The following is a 14,631-nucleotide window of genomic DNA, read 5'->3' as shown; positions in this document are numbered from 1 at the left end:
GTTCAGAGAGGGTTGATTTGACACAATTATTGCTAGTATACGCTATTGCGCGTCGCTACCCAAATAATTACGCAGAAACGTATCAGCATTGCCAGCTTTCAGCCGTTCCGCCTCGTAAAATTCCACATTTTGGGCAATGGCGGCGTCGTAGAAGGCGGCCACGATAACATCGGGGTCCTCCTCAAGCTGCTGGGCCAGAGATGCCGCCTCGTCTTCAAGGATGTTGTAGCGCTCGTTTTCCTGGGCGAGCAGTTCCTTGTCCCGGTCCAGATAGGCCGCGTCGGCGCTCAGGGCCGCCTGCTGGGCCTCAATGCGCTTGGCAACGTAGGTGGAAAACAGGGACAAATCGAGCCCCGGGTAGGAACCTTGCGCGGTGTCGAACTGGTCGGCGGCGTGATTCAGCAACGTCAGGGCCGTATTGGTCTTCTCCGTAGAGGCACGCACGGTGTCCTCAGTCATTTCCTCCAAAGCCGCCGTGGCCTCGCGGGCGGCGGCGTCGGCGTCGATAATATCCTTCCACCCGCTACGGGCAGCTTCGTAGGCTTCGGTCGCCATCAGGGCCTCGTCCACGATGGAAATACCCGTATCGAACATGTTCATCCGCGCCTGGGCCGCAGCCAGGGCCTGGCGGGCCGCCTCCTTGTCGTCGTTGTCGGAAAGCGAGGGCTGCACCTCCTCTATCGCAGCCACCGCGTCCTGCAAACTGCCGTACACTGGAGCGATGTCCCCCACTAACGCCCGGTAGGAATCGGACAGCTGGTCGAGCATCGAGGAGTCACCCATAGAGGTGGCCTTCGCAAAATGCTGATCGCCGTACTGCTTTACCACCAGCTCGTCGAAGGGAATAACCACCTCGTCGGCCTGATTGATCACGGCAATCTGCTCTGCCAGCACCGAGCGCAGATCGCTCTGGTGCGCGCGCATCTGGAACACTGTCTGCCCCACGGTCAGCACCAGGGCGATCACCACGCACACCCCCACCACCGTGGGAACGAAACGCAACGGGGTGCGGTCGCGCAGCACTGCAGACGCAGAACTGTGGCGGGGAGCGGCCGAGCGGCCCGTATTCCGGGGAGCGCTGCCAGGCAAGACAATATGCTGCTCTTTCTCCGGCGTGGCTCGGGGCTTCTTCCCCGCACCCAAGGTGAACAGCGACACTCCCCCGGCTGAGGACGCACCTCCGCGGCGATCGCGCTCGGCAGCGTCGCGCGCCTCGCGGGCTGCATCCAGCACGCTGAAAGATATCTCGTTCGACGATCCCTGAGTGTGGCTCTTGATATGAGCCGCGTGGTTTATCTTTTTCCGGGCCATAGCGCGCTCCCGCCCTTACCCCGCCGTGGCGGCCAGTTCGGCGGTAATCTCGTCGATGGAGCAGAAGCGAATGTTCTGGCTGGGCAGCGAGCGCAGGAACGTCTTTCCGTAGCCTTTGGTCATCAGGCGCTTGTCAGCCAGAATCAACACACCGCGGTCGTCGGCCTTGCGAATCAGCCGACCAGCGGCCTGCTTGGTCTCCAGCACTGCGGCCGGCAGCACATAGCGACGCCATGCGGCATCATCGCGGGCCGCGCGCTCGCATGACAACGGGTCGGTGGGCTTGGCAAACGGCAACTTCGGGATGATGACGCCCTTCAACGTGGCTCCCGGCGCATCAAACCCTTCCCAAAAGCTCTTCAGGGCGAACAGCGATAAATGCTCGTCGGCAAGGAAGTCGTCCCGCAGCCCCTTCACCGACACACCCCACTTCTGGCATACCAGGCGCAGATCATCCTGCTTCAGCGCCGGCTGCACTTCCTCGAAACACCGCTCCATCTCGCGCCGGTTGGTGAACAGCGTGAGCATCGAACCCTGCTGGGCCCTGTGGGCGGACACCAACAGGTGCTGCAGAACATCCAGGTAGGAAGATTCGTTCGGTTCGGGCATATCGTTCACCACATACACCGTCATATGCTCGTCGAAGTTGTAGCTGGAAGCCAGCATCAGCTCGTCAGCAGGCGAAAACTCGCTCTGGCCCAGACCCAAAGCCTGCTCGAAGCCGACGAAGGACCCATCGACCGACAGCGTGGCCGAGGCGAACACCACCGAGTGGGTGTTCGCGTACAGAGTCTCGTTCAGTGTATACCCCACGTTCAGCAGCAGGGCCTCCAGCTTGTTGCGGGGACGGTCGTTCTTACGGCTGAGCGTGGCGGCGTACACATATTGATCGGGGCATTGCACGCAGATGATCTCCACAGCGCGGATAATATCCTTCAACTCTATGGCGATAGCCGCAATTTCCCGTTGCACCACAGCGGCGCCTTCGGCATCGTCCAGATAGCCCACCAACTCCTGGCACGCCGTTACCAATTTCTCAGCTGCCTCGGCCATGGCGCGGCCATGGTTGGCCAGGGTGCGGAATAAGGTTGACGAGCGAATCTCGTCGTTGAGCCATAAATCAACGTTCTCGTATCCTTTTGAACGTTTGTTCGCGTCGTAGTACAGCAGATCCTTTATGTGAGCGCAGAAGTCGATGGCCTCGGCTGAGAACTTCGCCCCGGCAGACCGGGCCTTAGCCGTCAAGCCGTAAAACAGCGTGGCGCCCTCTTCATTATTCGGCGCCACCACAGTGCGCTCAGCGCGCAGAAACACGTTGCGGCGCGATTCATCGGAAGCCACGCGATGGGCGAGCGAAAGGATATCCTCCTCGACCAGTTCCACCGAGAAGGCGCGGCGCGCCTCGTTTTCCGCCCCATGGGCCTCGTCCACCACCCAATAGCGAATGGGAGGGAGCAGGCCACCGTCGGCAGCCAAATCGCAGAACAGTAGGCTGTGGTTCGTCACCACGATGTTCGACGCCTCGGCCCGGCGGCGCGACCCGTGCACAAAGCACGAGGTGCCGAAGAAGGGACATTTGCGACGCAAGCAGTCGTGGCTCGTCGTGGTAATAGCCCAGCGCGGCAGCACGCGATAATCGATCTTCAGCGTGTCGATATCGTCGTAGTCGGTCTGCTCGATAAATGACAGCAGCGCGGCCAAAGCGGGAGCCTGGGGTTTCTCCTCTTTGCCCACCATGCGCATCCGCGGGCCGTCCACCACCAGACGCTCGACGCGGTGAAGACACGGGTAGTGCGAGAATCCCTTCAACGAGGCATAGGTCAAGTTTCCCCCCAGGGCCTCGGCCAGCGCCGGCAGCTCGTGATACACCAGCTGGTCCAAAAGGGCATTGGTCTTGGTGGCGATGCCGATGGTGATGCGATTGTCGCGCGCCGTCAGCGCAGCAGGAAGCAAGTAAGCCATCGATTTGCCCACACCCGTGCCGGCCTCTACCACCAGATTCCGCGAGCCCGTAAAAGCGGCACGCACAGCCTCGGCCATAGCGCATTGCTCTTCGCGCTGCTCGTAATCATCGTACAGCGAGCCGATCACCCCTTCGGCGGTGAAAGCGTCTCTCACTGTGTCAGCCGCGGGAAACACTAAGCTGCGGTCGGGATCGGCGGCTATTTCGTCGGCATCCAGCTGAGCGCGCATGTCTATCCTGCCAACGCGGTCACGACGCAACGAGCGCAGCGAGAAGGGCTGGGGTTTATCCTGGGCCGGAGTTTCGGCGAAGTATTTGAATACGGTCACCGTGGGCCATTGCGTCTCGTCGGCCATACCGGCGATCTCGCGCACCAGCATGGGGGGCATCGCCTGCACGGCGGCGAGCAGAATGCGGAACAGGGCGCAAGTGGCCGCCACATCCTCGTCGGCGCGGTGGGTGGAAAGCGGTGCGCCGAACGCCTTCACCAGATCGATCAGGCGGTGCGACTTCATACGCGGCAGCGCAATACGGGAAAGATCGAGGGAATCAACCCAGGTATTCTCCAGCAGCGGATAGCCGGCGGGATGCTTCGTCGTGAAGTTGCGATCGAAGTCGGCATTGTGAGCCACCACAATGGCGTCACCCACGAATTCCACCAAGCCCGCCAAGGCGTCGGAGGGCGACGGAGCATCAGCGACGTCATCATCGTGAATATCCGTCAGATGGGCTACGTCCTCAGGAATGGGCTTCCCGGGGTTCACGAAAGTGATATACCAATCGACAATCTCGCCGTTCACCATGCGTGCCGCGGCAATCTGAGTCAATTCATCATGGTTAAGGGAGAAACCTGTAGTCTCGGTATCTAGCACTACGACGTTTCCGTCGTAGGCGCCGAACTGCCCCTCCTGGGCGCGGGCGGACAAACTCTCGTATCGCGCGACAATATCCGCCGGGGTGCCGTCGGTAATGAAATTCCTCAACTGGCCCTGTACGGGCTCGGTGCTGCGTGCCATGCTTCTTCCCTATCTCCGGAAGCGCCCCTTATGCCGAAAAAAGGAACCTCGTCGCGGCGAGAGTTCCATGATCGGACGAGCTCGGGTATGGTGTCAGATTAACAACTCGCCGTATTGTATCAGTCGGATTAGGGGTTACAGCATGGAACGCTACATTGGTACATATCAAACATTTCAAACGGTATCGCGAAAGGAGGCCGCTGGGCTTATCGGGGCTGACAACCTCGTCGGTGACCGCTACCAGATCGATTGCACCATCGAAGACGGAGTGCAAAAGGCGTGGCTGGTAAACCGCTTCAATCAGCGCATCGGCTACTTCGAGCCCGCCTATTCGCGCCAGCTGAGCATCTTGAAGGCCCAGGGGATGGAACTGGTGGCCCTGCTTTCATTTGTTGCCTTCACGGATCACCCGGAACCGGGGTTCTATTGGGGCGATATGGCGGTTATCGCCTTCGATCCAACCTACCGAGACGCGATGGAAGCCTTCATCGAGAGGTTATCCAAGGAAATGGGCAAGGGGAAGCGGCCCCGCGTGAACTTGGATGCGAAGGCCGTCGACCAGATTATCCAGTCTCAGGGAGCATGGCTTCCCCACGACACCTCCCCCTATCCGGCAAAGGAGAAGGGTACAGCGCTGGTCAAGACGCGCCGATCGGCCACCGACCGCCTTGTCGAGGAAAGCCGCAAGGGCAACAAGGGGTGCTATTTGCTCAGCTGGGCATTCTTGCTCGCTTTGGTTGCGGGGATCATCTTCGGTCTGAAAGCCTGCGGAATTTTCTAACCCCCTCTAGTGATCAGAAAGGAAAAGGCGCCCACGGGTGCCTTTTCCTTTTAATTGCCTTCCGACATTCAGAGAACTTCCTCCAGGGCATAACCCACCAAGCGCGTGCACAACTCGGGGAAATCCATTCCCGCAGCTCGGGCGGCATCGGGAAGCAACGAGGTGGCTGTCATGCCGGGGATGGTATTCGTCTCTAAAATCCAGGCCGTATTGTTCTCGTCCAGGATAAAATCAGAACGCGAAACCCCCGTGCAACCGAGAATCTTATGAGCACGCACTGCCTGATCTTGGATAACGGCCGTTACATCGTCATCCAAGGGAGCCGGGCAGATGTGCTGCGACCCGCCCGGAGCATACTTCGAATCAAAGTCATAGAATTCACCGCGGGGCACAATTTCAATAATAGGGAGCGCAAACGCGTCGTCATTCCCGATCACTGCCACGGTAATCTCAGTGCCCGCAAGGAATTTCTCGACGACAACGAGTGGATCGATCTCAAACACTGCCTCGATCGCTTGGGCGATAGCTTCCTCACCTTCCACTATGTAAATACCCAGCGCACTTCCCTCAGTGGCCGGCTTCACGACGCATCGGCCGCCCATCAAAGTGGAAATCTCCGCTGCATCGTAGGCATCGCCCTGCCGCACATACACAAAGGGCGCCGTGGGAATATCGGCCTGCTGGTAGAACAGCTTCGACTTTGCCTTATTCATCGCCGTGGCGCTTGCCCACACCCCTGGGCCCGTGTAAGGCAGCCCGATCGTCTCAAGGAATCCCTGCAGGCGACCATCTTCCCCGCCTTTCCCATGCAAGCAGAGGAAGGCAACATCGTAATGGCCGTCAATAATGGCCTTCAGATCATCGGTAGAGGCGGGATCGAATTCGTCCACGGGAAAACCTGCGGCGCGCAGGGCGTCACCGGCACCTTTCCCTGAAGCAAGGGAAATCTCGCGCTCTCCGCTCGTACCGCCGGCGAGGAGGGCAATGCGACAAGAAGCAGGATTTACGGACACCATGGTGAGCCTGTGCCTTTCTGGACGGGGAATAGCTGAGAAAAGTATATCAGAGGCAACCGATTGTCTATAATGGAGCCCATGAATAACGAACTTCTCAAACTCAATCTTGATTCCTTGACCGATCTTGTCGAGTCATGGGGCCATCCTCGCTTTCGAGCAAAACAGATCCACCAATGGCTTCATCAAAAGCACTGCTCATCCTACGATGAGATGTCGAACGTCCCTCGCCAACTGAGAGATCATCTTTCTGAGGCCTTCCCTTTAGACAGTTTCCAATTATTTGATCGCCAAATCTCGCAAGACGGAACGCGCAAGTACGTATTCCAGTTGCACGACAACCGCTTAGTGGAAACCGTTGGAATGCCCTCCTTTGGCGATGATGGCACTATCGAACGATTGACTGTCTGCGTATCGTCGCAGGTGGGATGTCCAATGAAGTGCTCATTTTGCGCCACGGGAAAAGAAGGATTCACGCGCAACCTCACGGCATCGGAGCTAGTGCAGCAGGTTGCCGCAGTACAAAACGACTTCAACTCCCGGGTGAGCAACATCGTTGTGATGGGGCAAGGTGAGCCATTTCTCAATTACGAGGAAGTACTGGCAGCACTTCAGATGATGAACAGCGATAACGATTTCAATATCGCAGCACGCCGTATAACCGTGTCCACCTGCGGACTGATCACTGGCATCGAACGCTTTTCTCGCGAACCCGAACAGTTCACCCTGGCCGTTTCGCTTCATGCGGCAATCCAGGACACTCGCGACCTCCTGATGCCTCAGGTGGCTCATCAGCCGCTGCCGCAGCTCAAGCAAGCGCTCTCGGACTATATCGCGAAAACCAATCGAAGGGTAACTCTCGAGTACCTTCTTATTCGCGGGGTCAATGATTCCGAGGATCATTTGAACGCTCTTGTTTCCTTCTGCGACGGGTTACTCTGCCATGTCAATCTTCTTCCCATGAACCCTGTGGAAGGAGCCCCTTACCAACCGGCTTCAATGCAAACGGTTAATCATTGGACAAAGATTCTCATGAAGCATGGAGTAGAAACGAGCATGAGGAAATCAAGGGGCGCCGATATTGATGGTGCATGCGGACAGTTGAAGAACAAACTTGTTTCACGTGAAACAAAGTAAACAAGAGGATTATGTAAAGCATTTTCTTCGACCTCTTACCCGTCCTAGAAAAACTTAAATATATGGTTCAGTGGTTGTCTTCTCTCAGGCAGCCAGCTCTTTTGAAAAGAATGGTTACATCGGTTGAGAGAGCACATCAACGGGTAAAAAAGAAAGCCGTATGTTTCACGTGAAACATACGGCTTTTGAAATCGGAGAGGCAGTTGGCTACTCGTCCTCGCCATTGACAATTTCATTGAAAAGGCGCTGGAGGTCCTCTTCATCTTTGAACTCGATCTCGATCTTGTTCTTTCCCTTTGACGATTTAACACGCACATTGGTGTGAAGCGTCTCACGTAGCGTCTTCGCTACAGATTTATAGACAGCAGGCATTGCCGGACGAGGCGCACTCGCGGACTCCTTCTTACCCGAGAGAAGTCGAGCCAAGTTCTCAGCCTCACGCACCGTCATATTGCCTTCAACGATCTTATTCGTCAGCGTGGCGCGACCCTCCTGGGTGGGCACTGAGAGAATAGCGCGAGCATGGCCCGCTGTAATCTTTTCCTCGAAGAGCAATTGCTGCGCCTCTTCGGGAAGATCGAGTAGGCGAAGAGCATTGGCGACGGTCGAACGGCCTTTGGAAACCGCCTGGGCTACCTCAGCTTGCGTCATAGAACGACGCTCCATCAGGCGACGGTATCCATAAGCCTCTTCAATTGGATTCAGATCGCTGCGCTGGATGTTCTCGATCAACGCCAGTTCCAAGGCCTGATCATCGTCGGCCTCCGTCACCCGAATGGGGACTGTGCTCAAACCTGCAGCCCGGGAAGCCTGCCAACGGCGCTCACCGGCAATAATCTGATACGAGCCATCTTCCATTTGGCGTACCAGAATAGGCTGCAACAGCCCATCCTTTTCAATAGAGGCCGCCAGCTCGTCAATTTCCTCTTTTTTAAACTGAGTGCGAGGCTGATCCGGATTAGGAGAGATCATCTCCAGCGGCACCTCGTCAGCCACTTTCACTGCGCTGGGCTCTGCTAAGGGCGCAGGAGCCGACACTTCGCGGGGAATCGGCTCAGAAAGAACCTCGTCAGTCACTGTCTCCTCAGAGGGCGTATACGCAGGGCGCGTAGAAACCGGTGCCTCCAGAGCAGCTTCCTCCTCAACGGCAATAGTCACACGCTGACGATCAGGACCCGGAGCAGCAGGAGTTACCGGATCATAAGAACCGGGAAGCAGCGAACCCAGACCTCGTCCCAATCCACCACGACGTTCTGGCTTAGCCACGGGCAATCACTTCCTTTGCAAGTTCGATATAGGAAAGGGAACCTCTCCCCTTGGGGTCATATTGAGTAATCGGCTGCCCAAAGCTCGGAGCCTCCGAAAGTTTCACCGTACGAGGAATGGGCGTGGAGAACACCAAGCGCCCGAAATACTCCCGCACCTCGTCAACCACCTGCTTCGACAGAGTGGTGCGGCTATCGTACATAGTCAATAAGATGCCGTAGATGTCCAATGTCGGATTAAGGCGAGATTTGACACGTTTCATCGAATCAAGGAGTTTTGTCACACCTTCCAATGCATAAAACTCGCATTGGATGGGAATCAGCAGCTTATCAGCAGCCACCAAAGCATTCACCGTCAGCAATCCAAGCGATGGAGGACAATCAATGAGAATGAAATCATAGCGGCCGCGCATACCGCCCACTGCATCCTTGAGGCGGTTCTCACGGGCCATCTCGGACACTAGCTCAACTTCAGCGCCGGCTAGGTTAATCGTTGCCGGCGCAATATCTAAACCTTCGGCTATATCGGGAATAATTACATCCTCAATAGGGACGTCGTTCAAGAGCACGTCATAGATGCACTGCTGAATAAGGTTCTTCTCCACCCCGAGTCCGCTTGAGCAATTCCCTTGAGGGTCAAGGTCGACCAGCAACACCTGCTTGCCCATCTCACCCAGAGCAGCACCGAGGTTGATGGCAGTGGTGGATTTTCCGACACCGCCCTTCTGGTTGATAATGGCGATAATCTTGGTCTGCCCGATCGCGTGACGCACAGGAGCTTTATCCTTGTACGTCTTCAACGGCTGAGAGGGAACCTCAGCATAATAGCTTGGCTCCACATCGCGAACTTGAACCTCGATCGTCTCGGGATCCGGTTCTTGGTAAATCTGCTCAACGCGAGCCGATTCACTTGGGTTCTGGGGGTTTGCGTCAGAATCGACAGTCTGGCTTGGTTTGTTGTCTCGTTTAAGACCATCAAAGAATCCCACAGGAACCTCCTTCCTAACATGCAGCACAGTATAGCATCGGACTTCTCACCTCGGAGAGTCTTTCATTGGAACGGCAGGGCAATCAGGTTGTTTCACGTGAAACAACCTTCCTTACGGACGCGGCTTCAAAGGGGTTTTCTGGGCAGCGCCAACACGGCGAGGCAACTTCAGCCGAGCGCGGGCCATCTTTTCGAAAACTAGGATCGTTCGAGCTGTCTCGCCATCACTGAGAAGCGTTTTTCGCTCAGATATCAACTTCATTCCCAGTAGATCCTGCACTGCAAGCGCCTCGTTCAATTCCTCGTCGGATACCTGAGCCTTGTAGCATACGAGACGGCCTCCTCGTACCAGCAAAGGAGAGGAGAGTTCCAACAGGGAGACAAGGCGAGAGAGAGCCCGGGCTGTAAGCACCGAAAAAGAACCCGGGCGATCAAGAGCGAGGTCTTCGATACGGTCGCCGCAGGTGGTAATCTGATTCGACAATCCAAGCTGATCAATCAGCTGCGAGACCACTGCCATCTTTTTTTTCACCGAATCGACGAGGACCGTCTCACGACCAGTTGCCAGAGCAAGAGGGACACCGGGAAACCCTCCTCCCGATCCGAGGTCGCCATACAAGCCAGCAGGTGCCTCATTCACCTCATCAAGACCCACGAGGGAATCCTCCAAGTGAAGCATCTCCGCCTCGTCGCGATCAGTGATACGTGTGAGATTGATCGACTTGTTCGCCTCGAGCACTAAATCGAGATATTGTTGGGCCAGATCGTTGACCATATGCTCACTCATTGCCATCTCTCTCCTCATGCCGCGGGCGACACCATCAACCATATTACAAAAAGAGGGCGGGGTAACCCCGCCCTCTTTTGCTCTAACAGCGAAACTTAGCGGGGGACGACCACTACATGGCGGGCGGAACCCTCTCCCTCAGACACCGTATCCACGCGATCGTCATCGCGCAGGGCAATGTGAACGATACGACGCTCGTAAGGAGTCATAGGCCGCAGGCCCACTTTGCGATGCTGACTTGCCGCACGATTAGCAGAAGAATGGGCAATGGATTCCAGCTTCTGACGCTGGCGATTCTTGTAACCTTCCACATCCACGACCACTGGATAACGGAAGCCAATCGTGCGCACCGTGATCATCGACACGATGAACTGAAGGGCGTCGAGAGTCTTACCGTGACGACCAATGAGCACGGCCATATCATCGCCGCTGATATCGAGGATCAGCTCACCGTCCTCGCCCTCATATTCATCGATGGTAACATCGCCCACATTGAAATACTGAAGGATATCCTGCAGCGCCGCGATGGCGGTATCGGCGATGGAGTCGAGCATCTCATCGGTCACAACCAGCTCGTCAGAAGACTCCGAAACAACTTCAGTCTCCTCAGTTGCAACCGCCGTCTCGTCGGCCGTCTCGGTATTCATCTCTTCAGTCATTTTCGCTCCTTCTTATCGAAAGGGAGTCCGCCTGTAGTCTTCATGCGCGGACAAATAAGGGGAATGTTTCACATGAAACATTCCCCGGAACCACAAGAGAATTAACGCTTCTTCTTCGGACGCTTCTTCTTTTCCTTACGCGTCACATTAACCTCAACCGGCTTGACAACCAAGGCCTCTTCTTCGGCCTTGCGTCGATCCTGTGCCCGGCAATGGGCCAAGGTCAGCTGGCTCTGGGCGATACCGATCAGCGAAGAGGCACCCCAGAACAGCAACACGCCTGCGGGCGAACCCCAGGAGATCCACAACATCATCAGCGACATAATGCCGCCCATCATCAAAGTCTGGTTGCGCTGCTGCTTGTTGGTGCTGTTCATCTGCTGCAAAATCATCGGCAGGAACGTAGCTCCAGCAAAGATGACCATCAAGATCAGATAAGGAACAAATGTTCCAAAACCCTCACCAAACGCCTGGGAGGGGGTGGTAACCAAGCTGGGCACCAGGTTGTAGAACGAGTAGCTGGTATCGCCCACGCGGTCGCCCATCTCCCGCAGCACCTGGAACAGGGCCAGGAAGATAGGCATCTGAAGCAGCAGCGGCAGGCAGCCGGCCAGAGGATTGAACTTCATCTCCGCGTAGATCTTCTGCATCTCCTGAGACTGACGCGTCGGATCGTCGGGGAAGCGCTCCTTCAGCTCCTGGATCTTCGGCTGAACCTTCTGCATATCATACGAGGACTTCGCCTGCTTGTGCATCAGCGGCGCCACGATGATACGGAAGATGATCGTCACGACAATGATAGCCAGGCCCCAGTCGTGGCAGAAGCCATAGAAGAACTGGATGACATCGAAGATCCAGTCCTTAAAGATATCCCACATGTTTCGTCCCTCTCACGTCGCCGCAGACCCTAGGGAACGGGGTCGTACCCGTGCGGGCCGCCCGGGCGGCATTTCAGTATACGTTTCGCCGTCAGCACGAAGCCCTTGCAGAAGCCGTAGCGCTTGAAGGCGGTCAAGCCATATTCAGAGCAAGTGGGAACAAACCGGCAGGAAGGGGGGAACAGGGGCGAGATAGCCGCACGGTAGAACATGATCAAGCCGATCGCCAGCAAAGCCGGCAACCGCTTAGCAAGTTCGCGTGCTCTCTTCACCCGAGCATCCCTCCTTACCTGAAGCAAGGCGGCGCGTAGCGTCTCCACAGGTCTGCAGAACTTTGCCATAGGAAACCCGGCATAGAGACCCCTTCGCCAGAAAGATCACGTCAAAGCCGGGCCAAGGCCCGCCTAAATCGCGACACACGGCGCGCATACGCCGCTTTGCCCGGTTACGCCATACGGCGTTCCCCAGCTTCTTTCCTGCAATAAAAGCAACACGACCACTTGGGCCGTGTTGCTCCACGTCTCCTCTGGGCTTCCCACAGGCACGCTCTCCTACGATAAGCGTCAGGTAGGGAGTCTTGATCCTTTTCCCCGACGAGAAGAGCTGGGAAATCTCAGTGCTGGAAGTGATAGTTTCCAACCTGCGATCTCCTAGACGGTGAGGCGCTTGCGCCCCTTAGCACGACGGGAAGCGAGAACAGCGCGACCGCCCTTGGTGGACATGCGGGCACGGAAGCCATGGCACTTGGCGCGCTTGCGTTTGTTCGGTTGATAGGTGCGTTTCATTGTTTTCTTTCCCTTTCATGGTTCAAAGAATAGCTTTCAAATTATATACCACAGAAAAGCGGTGTCAACGGCGCACTTCTGTGAAACCTAGAAGCCATCGGAAAGAGGGCGGGGGCGGTTCTGATGGGGCGAACGGAAAAGGTGGAAAAGAAGGGGAGGGAAGGAGTGCCGTCCTTTTATAAGAGAGTAAAGGTAATTGTATTAATAAGCTTGGTTTATTAGTCAGCAACCTTCTGTTTTACCTGATCATAGCAGGGAAATTATTCAACAAACACGGTGAGGATCCTGTACCTGCTTTCCACTGATTCTCAAAGGGCTTGCAACAGATGTCATCGCCACGGTGGAAAAGAGGGGGAGTTTTACTCATGTTTTCCCCTAATTGTGAACCTATAGTTCACTGATGATCTTCTGCAGCGTCTCCACTTCCTCCTGTACCTCCCGCTCCTTCTTCAGGCGCGTTTCAATGTTCGTGACGGCGTAGATGGCGGTGGAATGGTCGCGGTTGAATTTCTGCCCGATATCCTCGTAGGGAAGGTCGAGCAGCTGACGGCACAGGTAGATGGCGATCTGGCGCGGATAGGCGATGGACCGGCTGCGCTTGTTGCTGATCAGGTCGGCATGGCTCACTTTGAAGAAGCTCTCCACTTCGCGCTGGATGTCCTCCACGGAAAGGTTGCGGGCCATGCTGCCTGAGAAGTGGTTTTCCAACAGCGCCCGGGCGCCTTCCACGGTGATGTCGGACTGGCCCGAGAACACCATGCGGTAGAACACGTTCGACACGGCGCTGAGCAGTTCGCGGATGTTCGAACTGGAATTTTCGGCGATGTACATTTGAATGTCGTCGGGAATGGCACACTGGGAGAAACCCTCGTTGCGACTGCACTCGTCGGCAAACCGTTTCACGATGGCCAGCTTCGTTTCGATATCGGGCGGCCGCACCTCCACGATGCCGCCGCTGGAGAATCGCGACGAATATCGCTCGTCCACATCGATGTTCTTCGGCGCCCGATCGGCCGACAGCACCACCTGCTTTCCCTGGGCGGTGAGGGAGTTGAACAGCTGGAACACCATGTCGAGGCACTGCTTCTTGTTCTGCAGATACTGAATGTCGTCGATGAGGAGCACATCGGCTTCCTCGTAATAGTGCTTGAAGTTCTTGAAGCTGGCCTTCTCGCGGTCGTGGGCGACGCTGGCCTCCATGTACTTGGAGAGGAAATCGGCCGAATCGGCGTACACCGTGCGCAGGTGGGGCTGGGTTTTGTCAATGTAGTTCTGGATGGCGCGCATCAGATGGGTTTTACCCAGGCCGCTTTTCCCGTAGATGAACAGCGGGTTGAAGATGGTGCGTCCGGGTTTGCCGGCCACCTCGTTGGCCAGGGAATAGGCCATCTGATTCGATTCGCCGATGACGAAGTTGCTGAAGGTGAGGGCCGATGCTGGGTTATCGGGCTGAGGCTCGGTTGTTTCAGCGGCCGCCGTCGGGATGCTCTCGGGTGTCGCGCTGGCGGGAGCCACCGGGTTTTCCGGCACCGCGGGCATGGTGGGGGCGGCGAAGGGCTGGTCTGCGGTGGGTGCGCTGGGTGTCGGGGTGAAGTCCGGCGCGGCGGGTGCGGCCACTGGCGCGGAAGGGGCCGACGACACCGGGGGCGCTGCCGGCGAGGACACTGCCGCTGCCGGCGCGGGAGCCGGCGGAGTGGCGGCCTGTGGCGCGGGCGTTCCCGTTGCGCGGGCTTCTTGGGCGGGGTCGACTGCTATGGCCACGGCAAACGGCACCCCGTGTAAGTCGAGCAGGGCTCGTTGTATATGGGAGAGATAATGTTGCTCTACCCAGGTTTTGATGAACTCATTTCCCGCTGTGAGCATAAGGAAGGAGTCGCTCATTGCCTGCGGCTCGAGACGAGAGAAGAAAGCGCTGATCTCCGCGCTGTTCACCTCGGGGTAGCTCATTATCTGAGTGCGCACCCGGGCCCATTGCTCGTTGAGTTTCTCGCTGTCCATCATGCTCCCTCGATAGGATTTGCTCGCGCCGACGGCCGTCGGCGCGGTAA

The 14,631-nt window shown here is 56.8% G+C and carries 14 protein-coding genes; 2 read left to right on the top strand and 12 right to left on the bottom strand.

Annotated features, from left to right (window positions below):
- Positions 1–42: 42 nt before the first annotated feature.
- Both VIN30_RS01835 and VIN30_RS01830 read right to left on the bottom strand, forming a co-directional pair.
- Complete coding sequence (locus VIN30_RS01835) at positions 43–1,311, bottom strand: hypothetical protein (protein ID WP_338208813.1); 1,269 nt, start codon at positions 1,309–1,311, stop codon at positions 43–45.
- 15 nt (positions 1,312–1,326) lie between these two features.
- The gene (locus VIN30_RS01830) at positions 1,327–4,290 is read right to left on the bottom strand and encodes a helicase C-terminal domain-containing protein (RefSeq protein WP_338208811.1); all 2,964 of its coding nucleotides are present in this window, start codon (positions 4,288–4,290) and stop codon (positions 1,327–1,329) included.
- A 142-nt stretch (positions 4,291–4,432) separates the two neighbouring features.
- Here VIN30_RS01830 and VIN30_RS01825 point away from each other — a divergent pair, with 142 nt between their 5' ends.
- A complete protein-coding gene (locus tag VIN30_RS01825) occupies positions 4,433–5,071 on the top strand; it encodes a hypothetical protein (RefSeq protein WP_338208810.1) in 639 nt (212 codons plus the stop codon).
- Positions 5,072–5,139: 68 nt separating this feature from the next.
- Here VIN30_RS01825 and VIN30_RS01820 read toward each other — a convergent pair whose 3' ends face one another.
- Positions 5,140–6,087: a D-alanine--D-alanine ligase family protein gene (locus tag VIN30_RS01820; RefSeq protein ID WP_338208808.1), complete on the bottom strand. Its 948-nt coding sequence runs from the start codon at positions 6,085–6,087 to the stop codon at positions 5,140–5,142.
- 78 nt (positions 6,088–6,165) lie between these two features.
- On the opposite strand from VIN30_RS01820, the gene rlmN reads away from it, so the two are divergent.
- On the top strand, positions 6,166–7,221 hold the full coding sequence (gene rlmN / locus VIN30_RS01815) for a dual-specificity RNA methyltransferase RlmN (protein ID WP_338208806.1): 1,056 nt from the start codon (positions 6,166–6,168) through the stop codon (positions 7,219–7,221).
- 207 nt (positions 7,222–7,428) lie between these two features.
- Here rlmN and VIN30_RS01810 read toward each other — a convergent pair whose 3' ends face one another.
- The 9 genes from VIN30_RS01810 to dnaA all read right to left on the bottom strand — a co-directional run bounded on the left by VIN30_RS01810 (position 7,429) and on the right by dnaA (position 14,581).
- Positions 7,429–8,487 carry a ParB/RepB/Spo0J family partition protein gene (locus VIN30_RS01810; protein ID WP_338208804.1) on the bottom strand — a complete coding sequence of 353 codons (1,059 nt, stop codon included), beginning with the start codon at positions 8,485–8,487 and terminating at the stop codon, positions 7,429–7,431.
- Positions 8,480–9,475, bottom strand: a complete 996-nt coding sequence (locus VIN30_RS01805) for a ParA family protein (RefSeq protein WP_338208803.1) — start codon at positions 9,473–9,475, stop codon at positions 8,480–8,482. Before VIN30_RS01805 ends, VIN30_RS01810 begins: the two co-directional genes overlap by 8 nt.
- Positions 9,476–9,586: 111 nt before the next feature.
- Positions 9,587–10,267, bottom strand: a complete 681-nt coding sequence (rsmG, locus tag VIN30_RS01800; RefSeq protein ID WP_338208800.1) for a 16S rRNA (guanine(527)-N(7))-methyltransferase RsmG — start codon at positions 10,265–10,267, stop codon at positions 9,587–9,589.
- 89 nt (positions 10,268–10,356) lie between these two features.
- Entirely contained in the window at positions 10,357–10,908 is a 552-nt protein-coding gene (locus tag VIN30_RS01795) for a Jag family protein (RefSeq protein WP_420915311.1), read from the bottom strand.
- Positions 10,909–11,021: 113 nt separating this feature from the next.
- Positions 11,022–11,798, bottom strand: coding sequence for a YidC/Oxa1 family membrane protein insertase (locus VIN30_RS01790; RefSeq protein WP_338208797.1), 777 nt, complete (start codon positions 11,796–11,798; stop codon positions 11,022–11,024).
- Positions 11,799–11,827: 29 nt separating this feature from the next.
- The gene (gene yidD, locus VIN30_RS01785; protein WP_338208796.1) at positions 11,828–12,070 is read right to left on the bottom strand and encodes a membrane protein insertion efficiency factor YidD; all 243 of its coding nucleotides are present in this window, start codon (positions 12,068–12,070) and stop codon (positions 11,828–11,830) included.
- Complete coding sequence (rnpA, locus tag VIN30_RS01780; RefSeq protein ID WP_338208794.1) at positions 12,045–12,437, bottom strand: ribonuclease P protein component; 393 nt, start codon at positions 12,435–12,437, stop codon at positions 12,045–12,047. The genes yidD and rnpA overlap by 26 nt, the downstream gene beginning before the upstream one ends.
- An 11-nt stretch (positions 12,438–12,448) precedes the next feature.
- Positions 12,449–12,583 carry a 50S ribosomal protein L34 gene (gene rpmH, locus VIN30_RS01775; protein ID WP_016310113.1) on the bottom strand — a complete coding sequence of 45 codons (135 nt, stop codon included), beginning with the start codon at positions 12,581–12,583 and terminating at the stop codon, positions 12,449–12,451.
- A 387-nt stretch (positions 12,584–12,970) separates the two neighbouring features.
- Positions 12,971–14,581 carry a chromosomal replication initiator protein DnaA gene (gene dnaA, locus VIN30_RS01770; RefSeq protein ID WP_338208791.1) on the bottom strand — a complete coding sequence of 537 codons (1,611 nt, stop codon included), beginning with the start codon at positions 14,579–14,581 and terminating at the stop codon, positions 12,971–12,973.
- Positions 14,582–14,631: the final 50 nt, after the last annotated feature.

Origin of the sequence: Adlercreutzia wanghongyangiae, from assembly GCF_035989245.1 — a bacterium.
GTDB classification, from domain to species: Bacteria; Actinomycetota; Coriobacteriia; order Coriobacteriales; family Eggerthellaceae; genus Adlercreutzia; species Adlercreutzia wanghongyangiae.
This window is presented reverse-complemented; position numbering and strand designations above follow the sequence as displayed.